Origin of the sequence: Terriglobus sp. 2YAB30_2 (assembly GCF_052114765.1) — a bacterium.
Classification (GTDB): Bacteria; Acidobacteriota; Terriglobia; order Terriglobales; family Acidobacteriaceae; genus Terriglobus.
The window spans coordinates 80790-104819 of record NZ_JBFRFJ010000010.1 but is presented as its reverse complement, the minus strand read 5'-3'; the positions used below and the strand labels follow the sequence as shown (position 1 = coordinate 104819).

The following is a 24030-nucleotide window of genomic DNA, read 5'->3' as shown; positions in this document are numbered from 1 at the left end:
CCGCGAGCAAGTTAATTCTCGATCAAGCCTTGGGGGCTTTCGCTCTTACCTGCTTCACAGCCTTGGTCGATGTGGATTTCGCCGGCCGCGATTTCACCACCATCGCCGTCTTGATCGCCCTGGCTGGTCTGGCGGTCTTTGCATTCTTCGCGACACGCAGGCGGTGTGCCGTCATAAGCGCCCCACGGACCTGGTCTTCGCTGGCTGCTGCCAGCACCATGTGGGTGGCTCCGTTGCGTCCCCAGCCGCCAGGGACGGGCAGGAAGATCTCCGGCAGCTCTTCCACCAAGGGCTGCTGTGTCTCTGGATCGAGCATCAGGTTGCCATAGCCTTTGGCCTCGGCGGCGAGTGTCGCAAAAATACGTCCACCGACGCGAAAATCGGCCGCACCCATGTGCGAACCCTCTTCGGCGCCGGGAAGTGAGAGTGCGATCCTGCGAAAGTCAGCGGGAGTCATCGGCCAACATTTTAGGACCTATCGAGAAATTCGGTTTGCGTTAATTCGTTTTTGTGGGATTTGGGTATTCCTAACCCACTCTCGCGTTGCGAGCGTTCACCTCAGTGTGCGCCCGCCGGCGGGCCTTTTCCTTTGACCTTCTGGAAGGCCCAGACGATGGCCACAGACGCCAGACATAGCAGCGCTAATAGACGGAAGACATCAACGAATGCCCAGTACAACGACTGCCGGATAAGTTGTTGATAGAGATTGGCGTTCGCTCCGGCGGCGGCATTGGCCGGGCCGAGAAAAGAGCCCGCCAGGTACAGCCGCGTCGTCTGCACGGCCTGCTGGAAGGCGGCACCAGTGATGGGCACGGAGTTCGTGATCTCGTTCTGATGAAGTGCGGCCCGGCGTACCAGCAGGGTCTGCGCGATCGAAATTCCAATGGAGCCGCCAACGTTGCGCATCAGGTTGAAAAGGCCAGAGGCATTGCCGATCTGGTCGTTGCGCAAAGTACCGTAGGCCATGGTACTGATGGGCACAAAAACGAAGGCCAGAGCCACACCGGTGATCACGATGGGCCAGAAGAGGGTCGTCGGCGAGATATCCAGCGTGATGTTGCCGAAATAAAGCGTCGTAAGCCCGAAGACAAGGAAGCCGAGCGCAAGCAGAATGCGGTTGTCAATCTTCGCCGAGACCTGGCCCACCAGAACCGAGCCAAAGATCGCGCCTAGTCCGCGAGGAGCCACCACCAGGCCGGCGGTGAAGGCTGTGTAACCGAGCAACTCCTGGTAGAAGAGCGGAAGGACCGTCACCGTCGAGTAGATAGCCATGCCGAAGAGCAGAATCAGCAGGCAGCCCACACCGAAGTTACGATTCTTCAGGATCTGCAGACAGACCAGTGGATCACGCGATCGCCACGAATGGATGATGAACCAGATCAGCGAGACCACCAGGAACGTCGCAGCCCAGCGAATCCAGGTAGCTCCGAACCAATCATCTTCCTGCCCCTTATCGAGGATGATCTGCAGGCAGCCGGTCCAGACGCAGAGAGTGCCGAAGCCAATCATGTCGAATGCCGGCACCTTCGCTTTGGCGATATAAGGGGGGTCCTTCACGAAACGGCCAATCATGAAGACAGCCAGAAGGCCGACCGGGATGTTGATGTAGAAGGCGTATCGCCAGGAGTAGGTATCGGTTAGCCAGCCGCCAAGCGTAGGGCCGATAACGGGAGCGACGACCACACCGAGCGCAAAGACGGCCATCGCCGCGCCTCGTTTGGCCGGCGGGAATGACTCGAGCAGAATGGCCTGTGACAAGGGCTGCAGCGCTCCTCCGCCGGCGCCCTGGATCACACGAGCCAGAAGCATGAGCGCAAGACTCGGGGCTGCTCCACAGAAGAAGCTGGCAATGGTGAAGATGATCACACAGGAGATAAGAAACCGCTTGCGACCGAAGCGCAGGCTGCACCAATTCGAAGCCGGCAGGACGATCGCATTCGAGACCAGGTAGCTGGTCAGCACCCAGGTTGCTTCATCGTTCGAAGCCGAGAGCGAGCCTGCGATGTATGGCAGCGCGACGGCGGCGATGGAGGTGTCCAAAACCTCCATAAAGGTGGCCAGCATCACCGACGCAGCAATGAGCCACGGGTTTACACCCTGGGTAACGGCGCTGGATTGATCCACCGCGGCGGCGGCTGAAGCCATGCTTCCCTCTCGTTGTGGTTAGGGTGAAAACAGGCGCGTTTGATCTCGTTAGAAGCCAGCCGCGGCGAAGAGGATGCACCTAAAGCATTTTCCCTGTTGCTGGGTACCCCGAAAGGGCGTACAGCGGCGTTTTCATTACGGAAAACGCCCATGGATGCTTCATTTCTCGACCGTCACCAGAAGCAGAGCATTTGGCGCGAGTTGCAGACGAAGGGCGCCGTTTGCCAACCGCAAACGCTCAGGTTCTTCCAGAGCGGTTTTGCTGTTAAGCTCTGCAGCCTGAGCGGCCGTAGGGCTTATGGGACTTCCCATCGCTTTGTAGAAGGGCGCAACGTTGCTATGCGTCTCATCGACACGCTGGATGCGGACCTCGGCGTTTGCGCTGACATTCTGAAGCTGCAGCGTAATGGTGCTATTTTGTGGTTGCGCTTCGGGATCGATCAGATTCCACAGAGCGATGGCCAGCCGTCCGTCCGCGAGCCGAGTCACGATGGCGTTCTTCGATGGGTTGGCGATGCGCTGCTCACCGAGCTTATGCAGCAGAGCAAAGTCATAGAAAGCGGGTTTGTTAATCCCGCCCATCGCGCGGATGCCGAACTGCGTAAAGGGAGCGCGTGCCGGGCCTCCCTCTTCGAAGACCTCTGAGAAGGTCCAGAAGGAAAGATAGTCGACATTGCCATCGCTCTCGCGGATGGTGTTCGCCAGCGCCGGGCCTACATATGGCGTTTCGCGGGCATCGTGAGCGGGATAGACGTTCCATTCGGTCCAGAGCAAGGGAAGATGCGGCGTCGGTGAGGAATCGATCTGACGTCGCACTTTTGCGACAACGGCAGCGACGCGGTCTTCCGGCGCGATCACCTCATCGGTGCCCAGCAGGCGTTTCACGGGCTCGTCGGCGTAGCCGTGGGTCGAGACGAAATCCACCGGAACGTGATTCCGGGCACAGAAGGCGAGGAACCCGGGAATCCAGGCAGCGGCGGCAGTGGCCGGGCCGCCGACACGAAGGCGTGAATTGACGGCTTTCAGAGACCGGGCGGTGTTGGCGTAAAGACCGAAGTAGGTCTCGCCACGGGGAACGCCACCCCAGAAGTCGATGTTCGGCTCGTTCCACACCTCGAAGTACCACTGCGCCACCTCGTCAATGCCGTAACGCTCTACAAGATGCCGGGCGAGCGCCGTCATCAGGTCGTTCCAGAGCTTGATGTCTTTGGGCGGAGAGACGTTCTGCTTGTACCAGAAGGGATGCAGTGCGTCAGGGTTGAAGGCCAGCTTCTTCGGCATGAAGCTAAGCTCGACCACGGGACGAACCCCCGCGGCGCGCAGGCCGTCGTAGACCTGGTCAATGTAGTTGAAGTTATAGACCGGATTGCCCTGCCTGTCCTCGTCGTAGACGCCCAGTTCGTCGTGCAGGATGGCATGGAAGCGGATGTACTTCACCCCGGTCGCAGCGTGGACGGCGGCGAGATCGTCACGGTAGCTCTGGCGAAGCGAAAGAATCGCGCGGCCGGAGCCGAACATCTCTTCCCAGAAGTGAGGAAAGGGCTTGGCCTCGGCATGGGCATCGACACGCACCGTCTCTTCCCGTTGCGCCCCGACGGGAAGTACGGCACACCACAACAGTACGGTGAGAACAACTCTGCGGCTCATATTGCGCGATTAGATGCCAGGGAATGTCCGAGACTTTGCCGGCAAGAACCGGGATGTGGCCATCTGGCTAACCGTTGCAGGATACTGACATGAACCTTGCTATGGCACTTCGCCCCTCCATCCCGGCCGCGATTCCAACCGTGATCGAAGACACCCGCTGGAAGCAGGTGCTCGACCGCGATGCTGCCGCCGGCTTTGTCTACGGCGTGCAGTCGACCGGAATCTTCTGCCGCCCGTCCTGCCCCAGCCGCAGGCCTAACCGCACGCAGGTCCGCTTCTTTGACACCACTGCAGAGGCTGCGGCGGCGGGCTTCCGCGCCTGCAAGCGCTGCCGGCCGACGGAACGTCCTCATGATCGCTTTGCCGAGCCGGTGAGCCGCGCTGCGGCGTATCTTGCCGCCCACAGCGATGAGACGGTCACACTGGACGAACTCGCCCGGATGACCAAAACCAGCCCCTTCTCGCTGCAGAAGAACTTCAAGCGCATCCTCGGGGTAACCCCGAAGGAGTTCGCGGCTGCAAAGAAGCTGGAGCGCCTGCGCAAGCATCTGCCCCAGGGGCGGGTCACAGATGCAACGTATGAAGCAGGCTTCTCTTCGCCGAGCCGCATGTATAAGGCAGCGGAGGCTCTGGGTATGACGCCGGGTGAGGCTGGACGAGGCGCTCATGGGCTAACGATCCGCTTTACCACCAGCGAGTGCTCTCTCGGCCGGGTGCTGGTGGCGGCAACCGACAAGGGCATCTGCTCCATCGCTTTTGGAGATTCGCCATACCAGCTGGAGATCGACCTTCGCGCCCGGTTTCCCCATGCGGAGATTGAGCCGACGGAAGACGATCCACTGTTGACACAGGGCGTTCGCTTTGTACTGGCGCAGCTACGGTCGGCTCCGCATGAGCTCGACCTGCCGCTCGATCTGCGCGCAACCGTCTTTCAGCAGCGTGTGTGGAAGGCGCTACGTGAGATTCCTCGCGGAGAGACACGCACGTATGCCGAGGTGGCGAAGTCGATGGGACAGCCCACAGCGACACGCGCGGTAGCGCGTGCCTGCGCGACCAATCCGGTAGCCGTAGCGATTCCCTGCCATCGCGTGATTGGGAGTGATGGCAAGCTTACTGGTTATCACTGGGGAGTTGAGAGGAAGAAGCGGCTGTTGGAGATGGAAAGCCGGTAAGAGTTAAAGGTTAAAAGTTAAGGCATGGGTGGGGTTGTTGGGTAGAGAAGCAGATTTCTTGCTTTCGCTCCGAAATGACAAACGAAAAGACGGTTCGAGATCCGCTCGAATACCCGAGTCCCTGAGGGGACATGGGCACCCGGTGCATGGGCTAGTCCAGACGCGGTTCGAAGCGGAAGATGTCGGGACGGCTGTAGTGACCGGCGACATCGAGATCGAACTTGCCGCGCTGGATCTCGTCCATATCGAGATCGGCGAAGAGGAGGTCGGGTTCTGCCATTGGCCCTGCGAGCAGTTCGCCGCGTGGGGAGACGATAAGACTTCGGCCGTGGATCTCTCCGCCGATTCCCTGCAAATCTCCAGGCCAGTCGGAGATAGCCAATTGCTGGCAGGCGCTAAGTACGAAACAGCGGCCCTCATAGGCGATGTGTTTCATGCTGGTCTGCCACATCTCGCGCGCATCCACAGTCGGTGCGCACCATAGCTCCACGCTCTGGTTGTAGAGGTGTTGCCGGTAGAGCGGCATGTAGTTCTCCCAGCAGATCGCCATACCGATGCGGCCGATCTCTGTCTGAACCACCTGCATGGTGTCGCCTCCACCGAAGCCCCAGATCAGCCGTTCACTGCCTGTCGGCATAAGCTTTCGGTGTTTCGCCACAACGCCGCCGTTCGGTGTGATGACCAGCGAGATGCAGTAGAGCGTATTGCCGTCGCGTTCGACTGCGCCGGTGACGATATGCAGATTGAGCTCACGCGAGAGAGATTCGAGATGCACGGTCTCCGGCCCGGGACAACGGATCGCAGCTTCCATGTAGCGGCGGAAGAGCTCGCGGCCCTCGTCGGTGCGATTGCCCACGGTGGCTCCGAAGGTGAGACCTTTGGGATAACCGCCGAGCATCGCCTCGGGAAGCACGAGCAATTGTGCGCCTTGCGCGGCTGCCTTGCGGCAGAGCGATTCGACGCGATCGAGAGTGCGAGGTGTATCGAAGAGGATGCTACCGGCTTGAGCAACAGCGACTTTCAGCATGGAGACGACTCCTCAACACCATTCAATCATCCGGTTCGCCGGGGACCTCGGCCTTCAGCGCTTCATCCTCGGCGTTCCCGGACAAATTGCCGATAGTCCAGTCCTGTTTATCAAGTTCGCGACATACATCATTAAGAGCTTTCGGCGTCCGAAGCGCCACAAAAACAGGTCCTTCACTACGTTCAGGATGACAACATTTATTAAGAACGTTCAGAGTGACAACTTTTTGACCAGAACTTTGTCGGGCCGGCGACATCTATTGGATATGCGGGTGTTGATCTTTGGAGCGAGTGGAATGGTGGGGCAGGGCATCCTGCTGGAGTGTTTGCGGGCTGTCGATGTAGCAGAGGTTGTCTCCGTCGGGCGGTCACCGCTACCGCAAAAGCACCCGAAGCTCAAAGAGATTCTGCTGCCGAACCTCTTCGACATCCCTACCGTAACCGACGATCTCACCAACTTCGACGCGGTCTTCTTTCCGTTGGGCGTCTCGTCATTTCGTATGTCTGAAGCGGACTACCGTTACATCACCTACGACCTGACGATGAAGATCGCCTCTCTGGTAGCTAAACAAAGCCCGCAAGCGACCTTCTGCTACGTCTCCGGCCGCGGAACAGACATCAACAGCCGCACCATGTGGGCGCGGGTGAAGGGCGAGCTGGAGGAGGCCCTGCTGCGGCTGCCGTTTGCCGATGCCTTCATGTTCCGCCCCGGGGCGATCCGGCCGATGGACGGCATCAAGACCAAAACCCCTCTCTATAACGCGATCTACCTTCTTTTCAGTCCAATTGTCCCGCTGCTGGCACGGCTGTTTCCAGAACAGATCACCACGACGCGCGAAGTGGGCAATGCCATGCTGGCGGTGGCGCGGAAAGGATATCCCAGCCCGATTCTGGAACCGATCGATATCCGACGTGCCGCGGGAGTCGCCATTTAGAGCATTTTCCCTGTTGCTGGGTATCCCGTAAGAAGTGCGCAGCGGCGTTTTCATTGCGGAAAACGCCCATAGGATGTAGGTGCCCTGGACTACACCGACAGGGAAATGCTCCAGGGGCTGTTTCCCTCGTGGGGGGCCTGTGATACGTTGCCCCCATATGTCCTATACGGAAAGTTACGAATGTGACGTTTGCGGCAATAAGAAGGGAGAGCGCGATCTGTGGTGGCTCTCATTCGCTGACTGTATCCCTGGCTCCTCACCCGACGACACCATCCCGGTCATCAAGTTCTCCCGCTTCGATGTTAGCCATTCCCATGACAAGACGGTGAAGCACCTCTGCGGCGCCCAGTGCGCGGCGACGCTGATGAACCGCTGGATGAGCGATCAGCACGAGGATCCAGACCAGCACTGTGCTCGATAGAGCACAGCCCTGTAAGGCGGCAACACGCTCCGTACAGCGCGCGGCAGAGCATTTCTCCTGTAGGTGTAGTGCAGGGGGTGTGCATCTATGGGCGTTTTCCTCGATGAAAACGCCGCTGCACACTCTCACGGGATACCCAGCAACAGGAGAAAGGCTCTAATCTATAAGGGCGCTTGAATGCGTGGTTTTACCGCTCGCTGCACGGATTCCCCGTTCCCGCAGGTTGCACGAAAAGTGGTGCAATCTGGGTGCTATTCTGAGGCGGGAATTTTTCTATCCCAATTTTTCTAAGAGGTACCTATGTCCACAGCCACTCTGGAACAGACACTGCCCTACAAAGTCGCCGACATCTCGCTGGCCGACTGGGGACGCAAGGAGATCACCATCGCCGAGCAGGAGATGCCCGGCCTGATGTCGATCCGCGCGAAGTATGCCCCGGCTAAGCCGCTGAAGGGCGTGCGCGTTACCGGATCGCTGCACATGACCATCCAGACCGCCGTGCTGATCGAGACGCTGGTAGAGCTGGGTGCCGATGTGCGCTGGGCAAGCTGCAACATCTTCTCCACGCAGGACCACGCCGCCGCTGCCATTGCCGCTGCCGGCGTACCCGTTTTTGCCTGGAAGGGCGAGACGCTGGAAGAGTACTGGTGGTGCACGGACCAGGCGCTAAGCTTCCCCGGCAGCCTGGGACCGCAGCTTGTCGTCGATGACGGCGGCGATGTGACCCTGCTGATCCACAAGGGCTATGACCTGGAGAACGGTGACCGCTCGTTTGTCGACTCCGAGGGCGGCAGCGAAGAAGAGCGCGTGATCAAGGCTCTGCTGAAGAAGGTCCTGGCGCAGAGCCCGAACCGCTGGCATGATGTGGCCAAGGAGTGGCGCGGCGTCTCCGAGGAGACCACCACTGGCGTTCACCGCCTGTACAAGATGCTGGAGCAGGGCAATCTGCTGGTGCCGGCCATCAACGTGAACGACTCCGTCACCAAGTCGAAATTCGACAACCTCTACGGCTGCCGCGAGTCACTGGCTGACGGCATCAAGCGCGCCACCGACGTGATGGTGGCCGGCAAGGTCGCCGTGATCTGCGGCTATGGCGATGTGGGCAAGGGCTCAGCGCATTCGCTGCGCGGTATGGGCGCTCGCGTGATCGTCACCGAGATCGATCCCATCAATGCGCTGCAGGCAGCAATGGAAGGCTTCGAGGTCACAACCCTCGAGGAAACCCTCGGCCGCGGCGATATCTACGTCACCTGCACCGGCAACGTGGACATCATCACCTTCGAGCACATGGAGCAGATGAAGGATCAGGCCATCGTTTGCAACATCGGCCACTTCGATAACGAGATCCAGATGGACCGCCTGAATGGTGCTGCCGGCGTCACCAAGCTGAACATCAAGCCGCAGGTCGACAAGTACACCTTCCCCTCCGGCAGCTCGATCTTCGTACTCGCCGAGGGCCGCCTAGTGAACCTGGGTTGCGCAACCGGCCACCCCAGCTTCGTGATGTCAAACAGTTTCTCCAACCAGACGCTGGCGCAGCTCGACCTCTGGAAGAACAAGGACACCTACGAAGTTGGCGTGTATGTCCTGCCGAAGAAGCTGGACGAAGAAGTCGCCCGCCTGCACCTGGAGAAGATCGGCGTGAAGCTCACGACGCTCTCGCCGAAGCAGGCCGACTACATCGGTGTACCGGTGGAAGGCCCGTTCAAGGCCGAGCACTATCGGTACTAAGTTCGTTGAATGGTTCAATCGTTGAATAGTTGAATGGTGAAAAAGCCCCTCGAATATTGAGGGGCTTTCTGTTTGGGAGATAGATGGGTCTCAAAGACCCAGAATAATCGGGTGCCCCATATCTGGCGGCTTTATCGCCAGATGTGGGTTGAGAGTCACCAAAATCCTGCAAACCCACATCTCGGCGTAGCCGAGATATGGGGCACCCAGTTGTTGTGGGATTAGCAGCTTGAGAGCCGAAGTTTATCTTTCGCTCTTCAGCGCGACATCCGCGTTACTGGGTCGCCGTAGCCGAATCGTAGTCGTTGGCCACAATGACGTTCAGCGCGGGAGTGGTGACGAGCTGGCGATCGAGGATCACGATCGTGCGGGCCGATCCCTGCGGATAAGCCGTCGCTGCGCCGGTATACAGCGTCGTGGTTGTGGTGGTGAGTGCCGTTCCGTTGCTGACGATGTAGAGCGTGTAGGTGCCGACCGGAATGTTCAGATAGCCGGTATTGGTACCGAAGCTGATGTTGCTCTGCAACGATGAGACGGCAGTGACAGCCGTCCCTGACGGAACCATGTAGATATCGATATTGCCGATCGCCGTGGACTGGTCGAGGAAGCGGATGGCGATCTGACCCGAGGGAGCGGGCTGCGACTGATCCGTAAGCACCGTTGCACTCAGGCTGGCGGCGACGTTGCCGACCAGGACGGTGTACTGCTTGCTGTTGGCAAGGGTCGAACGGGCAGTGGCCAGGGCCTGCTTGGTACCGGCGGTGTTCGCGGTAATGACGTAGGTGGCCGGCGTGGCCGGAACGTAGGAAGTAGTCGTGCCGAAACCGAGGTTGTATGCCACGGCAGTGTTGCCCATATACATATCCAGACCGCCGGCATCGATGGAGGCATCAATGAAACGGACCTGCGAGGTGCTGGTGCTGCCGGTGACACCCTGGCAACCACCGAAACCAAGCGTCGCGGCGGCCAGAGCGGTCGCAGCGGCGACTCGCTTAAAGAACTGTGCAACGTCTGCTTTCATTGGCCTGTCTAAGTCGTGTGGACTACTTGCAACAGAGTACCTGATTCCGTGTTATCAACCTAGGGCGAAAGTCGTTACTCCCTGGAACGAAAGTCGTATGGTGAAGCTTCCCGCATATCTGGCATGGCCACTCGCTCTCTCTACCGCCGTCCTGGCGCAACAACAGGAGACGCCGCAGCAACGCGTCATTGCGATTCCCAGCATGCGAGCAAAGCAGGGGACGCAGCCCCTTCCCCAACGCAAATCCTCCTATAGTTTTACGCTCGCCAACACCACATGGCTGGATACCGGCGTGACTGTGGCCGCGGGCGAACACCTGAAACTGAGTGCAAAGGGCAGCTTTCAGCTTGCGGATGGGCGTAAGTCGGGTCCCGCGGGCGTCGACCGCGGATGGCGTGACCTGCTTGCCAGCTTTCCCATGAACGCCGCGCCCGTGGGCTCCCTGATCGGACGAGTGAGCGATGCGGGCGCCTCCATCCCCTTCCCCATCGGCGAAGCTGACACCGTCACCGCGCCCACCACCGGTCATCTTTACCTTGGAGTTAACCTTCCCGACAGCATCTCGGCCTCGGGCAGCTTTACCGTCAAGCTGGAATTTCCCAAGCCGGAGGCAGTCGCGCCGAAGGCCCTGGCAGCGGCGCCGATGCAGGACCTCACCTCGATGATCTCTCCTGATACCTTCGCCGAGGTACCCCGCCGCGTGAGCGACCAGCAAGGCAACGTCGGCGACATGGTGAACTTCGCCCTGGTGGGCACACGCGGACAGGTGGAGCAGGCCTTCAAGGCAGCCGGCTGGGTGCAGGTAGACCAGACCGTCGATGCCGCCATCGTGCACGGCATCATGTCCACGCTGTCACATGAGGCCTACCTGGAGATGCCGATGAGCGCACTGTACCTCTTCGACCGGCCGCAAGACCTGTCGTATGCGCGGGCGGAGGCGATCAGCGTCGTCGCCGTGCGGCATCATCTCCGTGTGTGGAACAGCGGGAAGACGATCAACGGCGTGCCACTGTGGGTCGGATCGGCGACGCATGACAACGGCTTCGAGAAAGACAAGCGCAATGGACAGGTGACCCACCATATCGATCCTGATATCGACCTCGAGCGGAAGTTCATCCTCGACAGCTTTGATGCCGCGGGCGTGTTTTCGTCTGCCGCCTATGTGTTGCCGGATGATCCGTTCTCCAGTGGAAAGACCGCGACAGGTGGAGAGTTCCATTCGGATGGACGGATTCTGGTGATGATGCTGAAGTAGCGAGGAAGAGTTAAAAGTTGAAAGTTAAAAGTTGAAGCGTTAAGGCATGGGCGGGAAGAATTGAAAGTTGAAGATGTACCGCATGGGCGCGGTACGTGATTCTTCACATTCGGCCGCACTATTCAACCATTCAACTATTCCACCATTCAACCAATCAGTTGACTCTCATTACCACCAGAGTCATATCGTCATGTTGCGGAGCGCCGTTGACGAACTCGTCGGCACGGCGATAGAGCGCGCGTAACAGGCCTTCGGCGGTGAGCGCTCCGCGGGCGCGTTCCTGTTGGGTTGCGGCGACCATGCGGCGCTCGCCCCATTCTTCGTCGTCTCCGTCCATCGCTTCGGAGATGCCGTCGGTGAAGAGCAGAAGGATGTCACCGGGTTCGAGATAGATATCGCGCTGTTCGTAGGCAGCGTCTTCAGTAATACCAACAACCATGCCGGTCACTTCGAGCTCAAGTACCTGATCGCCGCGCAGGATTACTGGCGGATTATGCCCGCCATTGGCGTAGCAGAGGCGGCGGGTTGCGGGATCGTACTCGGCATAGAAGAAGGTGGCGTAGCGGTTGGCGGTGCTGCCGTCGTAGACCAGCTTGTTGACGTGCCCCATCAGCTCGCCGAGATCGGAGGAACCGACCAGCGTGAGACCGCGCAGGCTGGCACGGAGACTTGCCATCAGCAACGCAGCCGAGATGCCTTTGCCGGAGACGTCTCCGATGGCCAGGCCGAGCAAACGCGGCTGCGGCGGTCCATCGTCGCTCGCGCGCTTCACTTCCATCACATCGTAGTAGTCGCCGCCGATCTCCTGCGCCGGGCGGCAGTAGCCAGCAACGTCGACGCCCTCGAACTCCGGATAGCTCTGCGGAAAGAGACGCTCCTGCACCTCGCGTGCGATTTCGATGTCGCGGGTGACACGCTCGCGTTGCGCAGCTTCGTGCGCGAGAGACTGGAGCAGCTCAGCGTTTTCAAGAGCGAGGCCGGTCTGCGAGGCGACGCTCTCCAGCAGACGGCGATCCATGCGGGAGTACGGCTCTTCGCTGCGCTTGGGACCGAGAGCCATGACACCGATCAAGCGTCCACGACCGGGCAGAGGCACCAGAAGCTCGGTCTGGAACTCGCTGAGAGCGGCACGCTCGGTATCGCTGGCTTCAAGCAGCCAGTGAGAACTGTCGTCGATGCGCATCGCCGCAGGCCGCTTCTCGCGGGAGAGTGTGTTGACCGTCGCCGAATGCGCCGGTAATAGGACAGGTGAGGTCAGATCCACACCCGTGGCTGTCTGCAGGCGAAAGACATCGCCGCTGCCGCGGAGGAAGACCGCCATGCGCTCAATGTGCAGCGTATCACTGATGCGCTGGGTGATGGTGCTGAGCAGCGGACCTGTTTCGGTGAAGTTGTGCGCCTGCTCTGACAGCTCGCTCAGTACCTGTTCGGTGGAGTACGCTTCGCGGAAGAAACGGCGGTCGATCTCCTGTTGCAGCCTTCCGGAGAGGACCATGCGGAAGCCAAAGAACAGGACAAGAAGAACGAAGATGAGGACAACGTCGACCGGTCTGCGATGGGATTCCGGATCGGCGAAGAAGATCGTAAGCCTCCAGGAGAAGAGAACGCCGAGCAGAGCCCTGATACCGAAGAGGGTGTAGCGCGCGAAGGCGTACCTGGTGCCCTGGCGGACGATCAGGCGAATATCCATGGCGCGCTGTACGACCATGGCATAGGCGAGAGAGAGCGGAAAGATCGCCAGGACGAGGACGATGCCAAAGCTGAGCCACTGCGGGAAGGTTTCGCTGACGTCTTCACCCGTAAGGAGCGTGTAGATCACCATGCCGCCAAAAGGGGTAAGACCGATGAGCGATCCCCAGAAGAGCAGGCGCAGGCGGCGGCCGGAGTCGGCGCCGACCTTTTCGCGGAAGATCTTGTGGCTGAACAGAACGAAGAAGTAGGCGACACAGAGGATGCTGAGAAACCTCTCGATGCGATCGATGGGCAGGAACCACGGGCTCATGGCGCGATCGAGCGACAGGTTCCAGAGGCGTGCATAGCTGTGCAGCAGGTTGAAGGGCAACAGGGCCAGCAGAGAGATGCTCAGCAGCCACTTGATCCACGGAGCCCGGCGATCGAGACCGGCACGCTCCGGAAAGAGAACACCAAACCACATCAGGCAGATAGGCATGGCCATCTGTGCGGTCTCATTCCAGAAAGGGGCAAACCAGATGGTCCAATCTCCCTGCGGATTAGCCGGTGAAAGTAGCGCCTCAAAGTAGGGGAGGATGCCAAGGACCAGCCATGCGCTGAGGTCATGCGGTTTGGCGAGCACCACCCAGAGGCCGACGAGAAGAAAGGCCAAGGGGAGGATGACAAGCAGCAGCAGCGGGCCGATCCAGCCTGCGGGCCTGCCTCCACCACGGCGACGCTGCGGTGTGATGAGCTGCCAGCTTACCGTCTGATGTTTCCCGTCGGGGTGCTGCACCTCCACCTTGATGGTGTCGCCGAGATGCTCGTGGGCGAGCTCCCGCAGCAGAACGGCCTCGCCGGTCAGCTCGTGACCGTTGACGGCGAGCAGGCGGTCGCCGACCTGCAGACCCGTATGACGAAGAAAGGGACTCATCCCCTCCACGACACCGTTGCTGAGGCTGAAAGGCGCTCGGATACCGCGCTCAGCGCCGAAGATGCCTCGCACCATGCGATAGGCAGTATTCCCCCATTGGCCGAGGGCCATGGCGGCGATGAGCAGAAGCAGTAGATATTGCACGACGGCGGGGCGGTACCTGGGCCGTGATGGGGAAAATGTATGCATCCGTGTCGGTGCTCATCCTAGCATCGGAGACGAACGAGCAGACCGAATGGTTTACGAACCAGTTACTGCTGTTTGGAGTGATGCGCGACCAGGCGCTCTTTGATGAGCTCGTACGCGTCCTGCGGCAGAACACCGCGGCTTATCAGCTGATTCTTCGCCGTGTAGGGACGACCCGCGATGACGCGGCGAACGTAGTTCTCGCCCAATCCCAGCGATCTCAGCTGTTCGGGTGTTGCGGCATTGATATCCAGCTTTGCGGGAGCGGTTTCGGTTCCATCGACGTCAATCTGCTGAGCCTGTACGGGGGGTAAAGCGGCATCGGTGAGGCAGACGAAGGCGGATAGCCCGAGCGCCAACAGATATGGCAGCAGTTTCCGGGGAGAGATCATTACTCAACAGTCTCCAAGAATCTAGAGAAGGGTAGCATGAGGGACATGCCTCAGACAGCACCTTTTTTGCGGCAGGTTTTCGCTGTGCCGGCATCCTTTCCCACAGGATGGGGGATATCCGTTCGATCTTCCATGGGTCCAGGGACTGGACCTAACGTTCACCAGCTCGGTGACTTTTCTGGTCGGGAAAACGGGTAACAACCGCATCACATCGGCATGCGGGTGCTGTGAAAAAACACAATCAGCCACTTGCCACCCTGCTTTTCCAATTGAGCTGATTCCAGCCATTTCATTGGAACGGTCTGTCCGTCTTTTCCTGTTCGCGAACCGACGTTCGTATAGGCAATCCACGCGGTGTTGCTGGTACGGTGCACCTCAGGCTCCGTCACCTGCCAGACGTAAACAACACCAGCCTCGTGGGCCTGGCGGATCAACAGGGGAAGCGCATCACCGTCAAAACGCTTGCCGCCATCAAAGGCGTGGAAGCGGGCCGAGACAACGGAGTGGAAAAGATCGAGATCGTCTTTGGTGGCTGCACGGTACATAGTGCGGACAGCATCGACCACGGCGGCATCCTCATCGGCCTGCGGTGCCTGTGCCGGAGAGGAGACATACGGAGGAAGAAGCAGGGCCGCAACACAGCTCGCCATTAAGAACTGCCGAAACCAGCTTTGCCGCACCTGTCCCCCCTCCGATCTACTTGTGATGAGATTTACTTCTTCGCCTGTTTGGCGATGATCTTGTCCTTCACCTTGTCATAGACGCCCTGCGGAAGGATGTTTTTGCTGACGAGCTGCGTCTTGTTGGCATAGGGACGGCCGTCGATGATCTTTTTGGAGTAGACATCGCCGATGCCAGGGATAGCCTTGAGCTGATCGGCGGTTGCGCTGTTGATATCGATCAGGCTGGATGCAGACGCTGCGCTGGAAGCAGCCGCGGCCGGCTTCGCAGGGGTGTTTGCAGCGGGCTTAGCCGTCGCGGCAGCAGCAGGCTTAGCAGGCTTGGCGGCCTGCGCTGGTGCAACGGGGGAATACAACAGAGGGATCAGTGCCAGTAACAGCGCGATGCGATGAAACTTCAACATACTCTTGCCTCCTCCCAAACGGGCCGCCAGAGTAACACAGGGGCAGCGAAACTCGCATTGCGAGTTTCGCGTTGAAAGTTGAAGCGTGGACTGATTATGTCTGGGTGCCCCATATCTGGCAGCTTTATCGCCAGATGTGGGTGTGGTTCCACGACAGGCCGGTCGTACCATCACGTAGGCATGGCGTTCTGCAAACCCACATCTCGGCTTTGCCGAGATATGGGGCACCCAATTGTTCGGGGGTAAAGGAATCCTTGCGAGGGATGGGAATGAGTAGTCAGACAATTCGGTCGCTTCTCTGCTTCTGTATTGGGCTGTTGTGGGTTCTTCCATTGGCGGCAGCGCCGGTGGTGGGATATCGCGTGGTTGCGAGCTATCCGCATGCGACGGACAACTACACCGAGGGCCTCTTCTACCGGGACGGCATGTTCTATGAGGGTACGGGACGTGAAGGCGACTCGCGGCTTGTGGTGACCGATCCCGCAACCGGCAAGGTGCTGCAGCAGACCGCTCTGCCGTCACAATTTTTCGGAGAAGGCATTGTGGACTGGGGTGCGAACCTCTACCAGTGGACCTGGGAGACGCATACCGGCTTCGTCTACGACCGGTTCTCCCTCAGGCCGATACGGCAGTTCACCTACGAGGGAGAGGGATGGGGCATGACCCGGTCCGAGCGGGAGATCATCACCAGCGACGGCTCGGCGATGCTATCCTTTCGCGATCCGGTCACCTTCAAGGTGCGGCACACGATTACGGTCAGGGATGACGGTCACCCGGTGAAGCAGCTTAACGAGCTGGAATACATCAAGGGCGAGATCTATGCCAACGTCTGGCATTCGGATCGCATCGCCCGCCTTTCACCCACGACCGGCCGGGTTCTTGGCTGGATCGACCTGACCGGTATTCTGCCTGCGGATCAGCGACGGGATGGTGAGTCAGTCCTGAACGGTATTGCCTACGATGCGAAGCAGAACCGCATCTTTGTGACCGGCAAAAACTGGCCGAAGATCTTCGAGATTAAAGCCGTTCCCAGGGCGGCTGCGACGGGTGCAAAACACAAGAGAAATTGACAAAACGGAGCCCCCTTCGGTACTTTCGAAGGTAGAGATATGCGCTTTGTGCACCATCATGGCCACCATCACCATCACGCAATCAGCGTGTCGGCGGCGGTGTCAGGTGCGGTAGAGAAGTAAGCACAGAGACACTCAAGAGATTCAAAGCCCGCTGATGCGCAAAGCCAGCGGGCTTTGTTGTGTCTGCGGCTGATGCGCACGGCAAGAAACGGAAAACAGGACATGGCAGAACCCATAAAGCTCGACTTCGCAAAAGAAAACGGACTCGTCCCCGGCATTGTGCAGGACGCGAACACCGGCCAGGTGCTGATGCTTGGCTTTTTGAATGAGACCAGCTACCAGAAGACACTGGAGAGCGGCTTCGTCACCTTCTGGTCGCGCACGCGGCAGAAGCTGTGGATGAAGGGCGAAACCAGCGGTAACCGCCTGCGTATTGTGTCGATCTCGACCGACTGCGACAGCGATGCGCTGCTCTTCAAGGTGACCGTCGACGGCGACGGCCTGGTGTGCCACGAGGGCACGGTAAGCTGCTTCACCAAACCGATTCAGCAGGAGACGAAGTAAGTCATGGCGAACAAACTGAAGCTTGGCATTCCGAAGGGCAGCCTGCAGGACGCAACCATTGCGCTGTTCCAGCGCGCGGGCTGGGAGATTTACGCGAGCGGCCGCTCCTACTTCCCCACCATCAACGACGGAGACATCGAGTGCATGCTGGTGCGTGCGCAGGAGATGGCCCGCTATGTGGAGCATGGCGCCCTCGATGCCGGCCTGACCGGCAATGACTGGGTGCTGGAAAACCTGTCGGATGTAGAGCGTGTCACCTCGCTGACCTACTCCAAGCAGAGCCGCCAGAAGGTGAAGTGGGTGCTCGCGGTTCCGGAGGATTCGCCCTTCCAGAAGCCCGAGGACCTGGCCGGAAAGATCATCGCCACCGAGCTGGTGGAGTTCACCAAGCGCTACTTCGCCGAGAAGAACATCCCCGTCAAGGTGGAGTTCAGCTGGGGCGCCACCGAGGTGAAGCCTCCGATGCTGGCTGACGCCATCGTCGAGGTAACCGAGACCGGAAGCTCGCTGCGCGCCAACCGTCTGCGCATCATCGAGACCCTGATGGAGAGCGAGACCCAGCTCATCGCCAATAAGACCGCGTGGCAGGACGACTGGAAGCGCGAGAAGATCCAGAACATCAGCCTGATGCTCAACGGCGCGATGGCCGCACAGACACAGGTCGGCCTGATGCTGAACGTAAAGAACGAGAGCCTGAAGGATGTACTGGCGGTACTACCGGCGCTGAACTCGCCGACCATCTCGCACCTGTCGAACTCGGAGTGGGTGGCTGTGAATACCATCCTGGATGAGTCGACCGTGCGCGAAGTGATTCCCAAACTCAAGGCCGCGGGCGGCACCGGGATTGTCGAGTATCCGCTGAGCAAGGTGGTCCTGTAATGAAGCTGATCCGCACCTTCGGCAAATCGGCGGCTGAGGCTACGGCTGTTATCCAGGAGATCGCGGCGCGTGGAGCAACCTCCACCGCCTCGGTCGCTCCCGCGGTAAAGAAGATCGTCACCGATGTGAAGCGCAAGGGTGACAAGGCTGTGCGCGAGTTTGCCGAGCAGTTCGACGGCCTGCAGCCGGAGCAGGACATCCTGGTCGATCCCGCCGAGATGGAAGCCGCATGGAACGCCCTGCCGAAGCATCTGAAGGCCGCAATGAAAGAGGCTGCGGCCAACATCCATGCCTTTGCCGAGGCGCAGATGCCCGAGGAGTGGATCATTGAACCCGCAACCGGAGTGCGCACCGGACAGGCCGTGCGCCCGCTTGACGCCGTCGGCTGCTATGTTCCCGGGGGCCGCTATCCTTTGCCCTCCACACTGCTGATGACCACACTTCCGGCGCAAGTCGCAGGCGTGGAGCGCATCGTTGTCTGCTCTCCCAAGCCCGGGCAGGAGACGCTGGCAGCCGCGCACCTCTGCGGTGTAAGTGAGTTCTACCGTGTGGGTGGAGCGCAGGCGATTGCGATGATGGCCTACGGCACCGACTCCACACCGCCGGTCACGCGCATCGTCGGCCCTGGCAATCTGTACGTCACCGCTGCCAAGCAGTTTGTCTCGCAGGATTGCGGCATCGATATGCCTGCCGGCCCGACGGAGATCGTCGTCACCAGCGATCTGGGCGATGCCCTGGGCATTGCAACCGATCTGGTAGCGCAGGCCGAGCACGATCCGGAGACGCTGGCCATCTTCATCACGACCAATGAGCCGCTGGCCAAAGAGGTGTTGAAGCAGGCCAAGGCTCTGGCGCGGAAGAACAAGCTGGCCAAGGAGTCGCTGGAGGCGCGCGGAACCATCTTCGTCTGCGAGACGCCGATGGAGGCCCAGGCGCTGACCAATCTGCTGGCGCCGGAGCACCTGACCGTGGATCGGCCCGAGGATCTGCAGTGGGTCCGCAACGCCGGGTCGGTCTTCATCGGGCCCCATTCCCCGCAGTCGATGGGTGACTACGTCTCCGGTCCGAACCATGTGCTGCCGACAGGCCGCACCGGCAGACTGCGCGGCGGGCTTTCCGTAATGGACTTCGTGAAGCTGATCACAGTGCAGCAGTACACCGCCAAGGGATTGGCCAAGCTTGGTCCGCACGCCATTGCGATGGCAGAGGCCGAAGGTTTGGTTGGTCACGCCGAAAGTGTCCGTGTGAGGTTGAAGCCATGAGTGCAGCCCTCAAGTCGCAGGTAAAGCCGCGTAAGGCCATCGAAGAGATGCCGGAGTATCACCCGCCGCTGGCGGGACGCAACGCGTTGCGCCTGGACTTCAACGAGAACACCTTCGCTCCCTCGCCGAAGGTGCTGGAACGCATCCGCTCGCTCTCGGCAGAGAGCTTCACCATCTATCCCGAGCGCATGCCGGTAGAGCGCAAGCTTGCGAAGCACCTCGGCCTGCCTCCAAATCAAGTCCTTTTGACCAATGCTGTCGATGAGGCGATCCACCTGGTGACCTTCACATTTCTGAACGAAGGTGATGAGGCAGTGGTCGCGGTCCCCAGCTTCTTCATGTACGACGTCAACGTGCTGGCCATGGGCGCGAAGCTGCATCGCATTCAGGCAGACAAGACACTGGCCTTTCCGTATGAGCGGTTTGTCGCCGCTATCAATGAGAAGACCAGGCTGATCATTCTGTGCTCGCCGAACAATCCGACGGGCACGACGATGACGAAGGAACAGATCCGCAACATCGCGAATATGGCTCCGCGGGCGGCTGTGCTGGTGGATGAGGCCTACTACCATTTCTTCGGCGAGACCATTCTGGACGAGCTTGCCTCGCTGCCGAACGTGATCGTCGCGCGCACTTTCTCGAAGGCCTATGGCCTGGCGAATCTGCGCGCCGGAGCGCTGATTACGTCTGCCGAGTTGATGACGCATCTGCGTAAGGCCGCTTCTCCGTACAACGTGAATGGTGTAGCACTGGCGGCGCTGGAGGCATCGCTCGATGACGATGTGTATCTCGACTGGTATGCGGACCAGATCCGCCTTGGCCGCGAGCGTATGGCCAAAGGTTTGGACGAGTTGGGGATTCCGTACTACCCCTCGCACGCCAACTTTATCCTGATGCGGATTGGGCCGCGCCACAAGCAGTTCGTCGCCGACGCACGGGCGCATGGCGTGCTGCTGCGTGACCGGTCGAACGATCCCGGACTCTCCGGATGTGTGCGCATCACCATCGGACCCAACGATCATGTAGAGCGCGGCCTGGCTGCACTGAAACTGGCGATCCACGCCATGAACTGGACGCCGGCCGAGGCCGGCCTGAGCAAAGGAACAACCGGAGAAGAACATGAGTACGAGTAAGACCACGAAGAAGTCCGTTGCAGCCGCCGCCCCGGCGCCTGCCGTAAAGCCGCTGAAGGCCCGCACGGGATCGGTCAAGCGCGATACGACCGAGACGCAGATTGCGCTGAAGCTGAACATCGACGGCACCGGTATCTACAAGGTCACAACCGGCATCCGCTTCTTCGATCACATGCTGGAGCTCTTTACCCGCCACGGCGGCTTCGATTTGACCCTGACCTGCAACGGAGATCTGGATGTCGACCAGCACCACACGGTGGAAGATGTAGGCATCGCTCTGGGTGAGGCGTTCGATAAGGCTCTGGGCAATAAAAAGGGCATCCTGCGCGCCGGCTACTTCGTGATGGCGATGGATGAGACGCTGGCGGTAGCGGCAGTCGATCTTTCGGGTCGTGTGGCTTATGTAGTCGATGACAAGGTGAAGACACGCCTCGTAGGTGACTTCCAGGCTGAACTGCTGGCCGACTTCTTCGACGGCTTCGCTCGCGGAGCGCGCGCGAATGTGCATGTGAAGACCATGTATGGCCGCAGCAACCACCACAAGATCGAGGCGATCTTCAAGGCTTTTGCTCGCGCGCTACGCGGAGCCTGCAGCCGCGATGAGCGCATGGCCGAGATCCTGCCCAGCACGAAGGGATTGCTTTAGGTGGCAGCGTTGTCCCCATGGCGAAGGTACATCTTCAAAGCTGGTATCGGCGTGCTTGCCTGCGACGCTCTTATTCAGCTTGTAGCGTTCCTTCGCTATCTCTCCCTCCATCGCTTTATTGGAGTGATAGAGGGGACGACGTGGCTCGAATACATCACCTCTGCTTGGTTCATAGGCTTCGTCTTAGTTTTGTTCGGCAAAGGAAAGCCGAGACTAGCCGCCCTGGCAATCGGCATAGCGCTCGCAATGCCCTTCACCCTCATCAATTGGTAAAGCCATGATTGCTGTGATTGACTACAAAGCCGGAAACCTCACTAGCGTTGTCAAAGCGCTGAACTACCTTGGCGCACAAACTGAGGTCACGCAATCGCCTGACGTTGTTCGTCGCGCACAAAAGATCGTGCTTCCTGGCGTGGGGCACTTTCAGGCGACCCAACTACTACATGACCTGAAGCTGACGGAAGCAACGCGCGAGGCGGCCACCAAGGGAACTCCCTTCCTCGGCATCTGCGTAGGACTCCAATGGCTCTATGTCGGTTCGACCGAAGCACCGTCGACCGATGGTTTGTGCCATTTCAATGGACGCTGCGAGCGCTTCCCCGCGACGTCGGAAGGCGCGGAGCTGAAGAGCCCGCACGTCGGCTGGAACTCGTTGGAGCAGATTCGACCGGACTCGCGGCTGCTACGCGGTATCCCCGATGGCAGCTTTGTGTACTACACACACTCCTGGCGTGCCCCGCTGAGCGAAGACACGGCTGCGGTGACGAACTATGGCGGAGCCTTCACCGCTGCGGTCGAACGGGACAACGTGATGGGCGTACAGTTCCATCCGGAGAAATCCAGTGAGACTGGCCTGCAGTTGTTGAAGAACTTTCTGGGGATCTAACGATGAATCTTCCGGAAGCCCGAACCATCGAAAGAGCCCATACCCCGGGTGCCCCATATCTGCGTAGCAGATGTGGGATATTCGCGCTCTGCGCGAACCGCTTTCTCTGTGATCTAGCTATCCAGTCGAAGGGCGACGTTCAGACCGCCGGGGTGCCCCACCCTCACGGAGTTAGGGTGGGCAAGGAAGCCACGAAATTCCGAACAGCACGCAGAATCAATTCTTTCGATGTACCTCAATTCTTTGTGAAGACATCATCTACGAACCAGCAACCTCTTACGAAAGCAAACGCATGCTGACCAAACGCATCATCGCCTGCCTCGACGTCCGTGATGGACGCGTCGTCAAAGGCATCCAGTTTGTCGATATCATCGACGCCGGCGATCCGGCGGAACTGGCGCATCGCCACGCCGCTGCCGGAGCGGACGAGATCGTGTTGCTCGACATAACTGCTACGCACGAAGGCCGCGCCACGCTGATCGACACGGTGCGCCGCGCCGCTTCGCAGCTCTTCATTCCCTTCACCGTCGGTGGCGGCATTCGTTCTGCCCAGGAAGCAGAAGCCGTCTTCACCGCGGGCGCGRATAAGATCAGCATCAACTCTGCCGCCATCGCGCGGCCGGAGCTGATCGGCGAGATCGGCGGAGCCTTCGGTGCACAGGCGGTCGTCGTTGCTATCGATGCTCGCCGCGCTGCTGATTCGACCGATCCAGTACGCAATGCCGAGGTCTACGTCGCCGGTGGACGCAAGCCAACGGGACGCAAGGTCGTCGACTGGGCGCGTGAAGCGGAAGACCGCGGCGCGGGTGAGATTCTGCTGACCAGCATGGACTCCGACGGTACTCGCGCGGGCTTTGATTGCGAGCTGACCGCCGCGGTCTCCGAGGCGGTACAGATCCCCGTCATCGCCAGTGGCGGCGCCGGAACCGCGCAGCACTTCGCCGATGTCTTCACACGAGGCAAGGCTGATGCAGCCCTGGCCGCCAGCATCTTCCACTTCGGCGTCACCTCAAGCCGCGCCCTCAAGGAAGAACTGGCCAAGAGCAATATCCCAATGAGACTTCCTTGCTGACGGCAAGAGTTAAAAGTTGAAAGTTAAAAGTTGAAGCGTTAAGGCATGGGAGAGGTTGAGTGTTTGCCCGCTTCAAGCAAAAGACGAGAAGCAGATCCCTCCGCTTACGCTGCGGGATGACAAAAGATTTGAGAAAGATTCAACGTTAGAAAGGTTGTCGTGACGTGCTGATTCCATCCATTGACCTGATGAACGGAAAGATTGTGCAGCTTCGCCAGGGAGCGGAGCTGAAGCTGAGCTTCGATGACTTCGATTACTGGATCAATCGCTTCAGCAAGTATCCGCTGGTGCAGTTGATCGATCTCGATGCCGCTATGCGCAAAGGCGACAACCGCGCGCTCATTCACGACATCGCGAAGCGTCTGCCGGTGCAGGTGGGCGGCGGCATCCGTACCGCCGACGATGCCCGCGCGCTGCTCGACAGCGGAGCCAAGCGTGTGATCTTTGGCAGCTCGCTCTTCAACACCGAGCCTGACGCCAAGCCCGACCAGCTGATCCGCAAGGACTTCGCCGCCTCGCTGCAGAAGGAAGTTGGCGAAGAGAATCTGGTCTTCTCCGTCGATACCAAGAACGGGAAGGTTGCGGTGCGCGGATGGCAGGCCAACGTCGACCTGACTCCGGAAGAGGCCATCACCTGGCTGGAGCCGTACTGCACCGCCTTCCTCTACACCCATGTCGATACCGAAGGCACCATGCAGGGCTTCCCCATCGACACCGCCGCCATTCTGCGCGCCACGACGACGAAGCAGCTGATCGTCGCCGGCGGTATCCGCTCGAAGCAGGAGGTCGATGATCTCGATGCCTTCGGTGTGGACGCAGTGGTCGGTATGGCCGTCTACTCGGGAGCGATGGACGCCTGAGACTCGCGGTGGACCGGCACGCCGGTCTATGATCG

23 protein-coding genes are annotated in these 24030 nt (G+C 59.7%); 14 read left to right on the top strand and 9 right to left on the bottom strand.

Annotated features, from left to right (window positions below; all coding sequences use genetic code 11):
- Positions 1–22 precede the first annotated feature (22 nt).
- The 3 genes from AB4Y89_RS15925 to AB4Y89_RS15915 form a co-directional block, all read right to left on the bottom strand.
- Positions 23–457, bottom strand: coding sequence for an MmcQ/YjbR family DNA-binding protein (locus AB4Y89_RS15925; protein WP_442301926.1), 435 nt, complete (start codon positions 455–457; stop codon positions 23–25).
- A gap of 101 nt (positions 458–558) precedes the next feature.
- Positions 559–2145: a DHA2 family efflux MFS transporter permease subunit gene (locus AB4Y89_RS15920; RefSeq protein ID WP_442301925.1), complete on the bottom strand. Its 1587-nt coding sequence runs from the start codon at positions 2143–2145 to the stop codon at positions 559–561.
- A gap of 159 nt (positions 2146–2304) precedes the next feature.
- Complete coding sequence (locus tag AB4Y89_RS15915) at positions 2305–3792, bottom strand: GH39 family glycosyl hydrolase (RefSeq protein ID WP_442301924.1); 1488 nt, start codon at positions 3790–3792, stop codon at positions 2305–2307.
- Positions 3793–3881: 89 nt separating this feature from the next.
- Here AB4Y89_RS15915 and ada point away from each other — a divergent pair, with 89 nt between their 5' ends.
- Positions 3882–4964, top strand: coding sequence for a bifunctional DNA-binding transcriptional regulator/O6-methylguanine-DNA methyltransferase Ada (gene ada / locus AB4Y89_RS15910; protein WP_442301923.1), 1083 nt, complete (start codon positions 3882–3884; stop codon positions 4962–4964).
- Positions 4965–5115: 151 nt separating this feature from the next.
- On the opposite strand, the gene AB4Y89_RS15905 is transcribed toward ada, so the two are convergent.
- Complete coding sequence (locus AB4Y89_RS15905; RefSeq protein ID WP_442301922.1) at positions 5116–5991, bottom strand: carbon-nitrogen hydrolase family protein; 876 nt, start codon at positions 5989–5991, stop codon at positions 5116–5118.
- A 265-nt stretch (positions 5992–6256) separates the two neighbouring features.
- On the opposite strand from AB4Y89_RS15905, the gene AB4Y89_RS15900 reads away from it, so the two are divergent.
- The 3 genes from AB4Y89_RS15900 to ahcY all read left to right on the top strand — a co-directional run bounded on the left by AB4Y89_RS15900 (position 6257) and on the right by ahcY (position 9077).
- Entirely contained in the window at positions 6257–6925 is a 669-nt protein-coding gene (locus tag AB4Y89_RS15900) for an epimerase (protein WP_442301921.1), read from the top strand.
- Between the two features lie 157 nt (positions 6926–7082).
- A complete protein-coding gene (locus AB4Y89_RS15895) occupies positions 7083–7346 on the top strand; it encodes a hypothetical protein (RefSeq protein WP_442301920.1) in 264 nt (87 codons plus the stop codon).
- 300 nt (positions 7347–7646) lie between these two features.
- Entirely contained in the window at positions 7647–9077 is a 1431-nt protein-coding gene (gene ahcY, locus AB4Y89_RS15890; RefSeq protein WP_442301919.1) for an adenosylhomocysteinase, read from the top strand.
- 274 nt (positions 9078–9351) lie between these two features.
- Here ahcY and AB4Y89_RS15885 read toward each other — a convergent pair whose 3' ends face one another.
- Complete coding sequence (locus AB4Y89_RS15885; protein ID WP_442301918.1) at positions 9352–10098, bottom strand: DUF4397 domain-containing protein; 747 nt, start codon at positions 10096–10098, stop codon at positions 9352–9354.
- Positions 10099–10195: 97 nt separating this feature from the next.
- On the opposite strand from AB4Y89_RS15885, the gene AB4Y89_RS15880 reads away from it, so the two are divergent.
- Positions 10196–11353: an LssY C-terminal domain-containing protein gene (locus tag AB4Y89_RS15880; RefSeq protein WP_442301917.1), complete on the top strand. Its 1158-nt coding sequence runs from the start codon at positions 10196–10198 to the stop codon at positions 11351–11353.
- A gap of 154 nt (positions 11354–11507) precedes the next feature.
- Here the strand turns inward: AB4Y89_RS15880 and AB4Y89_RS15875 are convergent, their stop codons facing one another.
- The 4 genes from AB4Y89_RS15875 to AB4Y89_RS15860 all read right to left on the bottom strand — a co-directional run bounded on the left by AB4Y89_RS15875 (position 11508) and on the right by AB4Y89_RS15860 (position 15620).
- Positions 11508–14147, bottom strand: a complete 2640-nt coding sequence (locus AB4Y89_RS15875; protein WP_442301916.1) for a SpoIIE family protein phosphatase — start codon at positions 14145–14147, stop codon at positions 11508–11510.
- 62 nt (positions 14148–14209) lie between these two features.
- Positions 14210–14536 (bottom strand): helix-hairpin-helix domain-containing protein, encoded by a 327-nt coding sequence (locus AB4Y89_RS15870; protein ID WP_442301915.1) that lies wholly within the window; start codon positions 14534–14536, stop codon positions 14210–14212.
- Between the two features lie 206 nt (positions 14537–14742).
- On the bottom strand, positions 14743–15186 hold the full coding sequence (locus tag AB4Y89_RS15865) for a nuclear transport factor 2 family protein (protein ID WP_442301914.1): 444 nt from the start codon (positions 15184–15186) through the stop codon (positions 14743–14745).
- A gap of 62 nt (positions 15187–15248) precedes the next feature.
- Entirely contained in the window at positions 15249–15620 is a 372-nt protein-coding gene (locus AB4Y89_RS15860) for a ComEA family DNA-binding protein (RefSeq protein WP_442301913.1), read from the bottom strand.
- Between the two features lie 269 nt (positions 15621–15889).
- Between AB4Y89_RS15860 and AB4Y89_RS15855 the strand changes: the two genes are divergently transcribed.
- From AB4Y89_RS15855 to AB4Y89_RS15815, 9 genes are all read left to right on the top strand, one after another.
- Positions 15890–16690, top strand: a complete 801-nt coding sequence (locus AB4Y89_RS15855; RefSeq protein WP_442301912.1) for a glutaminyl-peptide cyclotransferase — start codon at positions 15890–15892, stop codon at positions 16688–16690.
- A gap of 225 nt (positions 16691–16915) precedes the next feature.
- Positions 16916–17257: a phosphoribosyl-AMP cyclohydrolase gene (hisI, locus tag AB4Y89_RS15850; protein ID WP_442301911.1), complete on the top strand. Its 342-nt coding sequence runs from the start codon at positions 16916–16918 to the stop codon at positions 17255–17257.
- Positions 17258–17260: 3 nt separating this feature from the next.
- The gene (gene hisG, locus AB4Y89_RS15845) at positions 17261–18136 is read left to right on the top strand and encodes an ATP phosphoribosyltransferase (RefSeq protein ID WP_442301910.1); all 876 of its coding nucleotides are present in this window, start codon (positions 17261–17263) and stop codon (positions 18134–18136) included.
- Entirely contained in the window at positions 18136–19398 is a 1263-nt protein-coding gene (gene hisD, locus AB4Y89_RS15840; RefSeq protein WP_442301909.1) for a histidinol dehydrogenase, read from the top strand. Before hisG ends, hisD begins: the two co-directional genes overlap by 1 nt.
- Positions 19395–20531 carry a pyridoxal phosphate-dependent aminotransferase gene (locus AB4Y89_RS15835; protein WP_442301908.1) on the top strand — a complete coding sequence of 379 codons (1137 nt, stop codon included), beginning with the start codon at positions 19395–19397 and terminating at the stop codon, positions 20529–20531. The genes hisD and AB4Y89_RS15835 overlap by 4 nt, the downstream gene beginning before the upstream one ends.
- Positions 20518–21177, top strand: a complete 660-nt coding sequence (hisB, locus tag AB4Y89_RS15830; RefSeq protein WP_442301907.1) for an imidazoleglycerol-phosphate dehydratase HisB — start codon at positions 20518–20520, stop codon at positions 21175–21177. The genes AB4Y89_RS15835 and hisB overlap by 14 nt, the downstream gene beginning before the upstream one ends.
- A gap of 277 nt (positions 21178–21454) precedes the next feature.
- Positions 21455–22063, top strand: a complete 609-nt coding sequence (gene hisH / locus AB4Y89_RS15825; protein ID WP_442301906.1) for an imidazole glycerol phosphate synthase subunit HisH — start codon at positions 21455–21457, stop codon at positions 22061–22063.
- A 292-nt stretch (positions 22064–22355) separates the two neighbouring features.
- Positions 22356–23135: an imidazole glycerol phosphate synthase subunit HisF gene (hisF, locus tag AB4Y89_RS15820; RefSeq protein WP_442301905.1), complete on the top strand. Its 780-nt coding sequence runs from the start codon at positions 22356–22358 to the stop codon at positions 23133–23135.
- Between the two features lie 164 nt (positions 23136–23299).
- Positions 23300–23995, top strand: coding sequence for a HisA/HisF-related TIM barrel protein (locus tag AB4Y89_RS15815; RefSeq protein WP_442301904.1), 696 nt, complete (start codon positions 23300–23302; stop codon positions 23993–23995).
- The last annotated feature ends 35 nt before the right edge of the window (positions 23996–24030 follow it).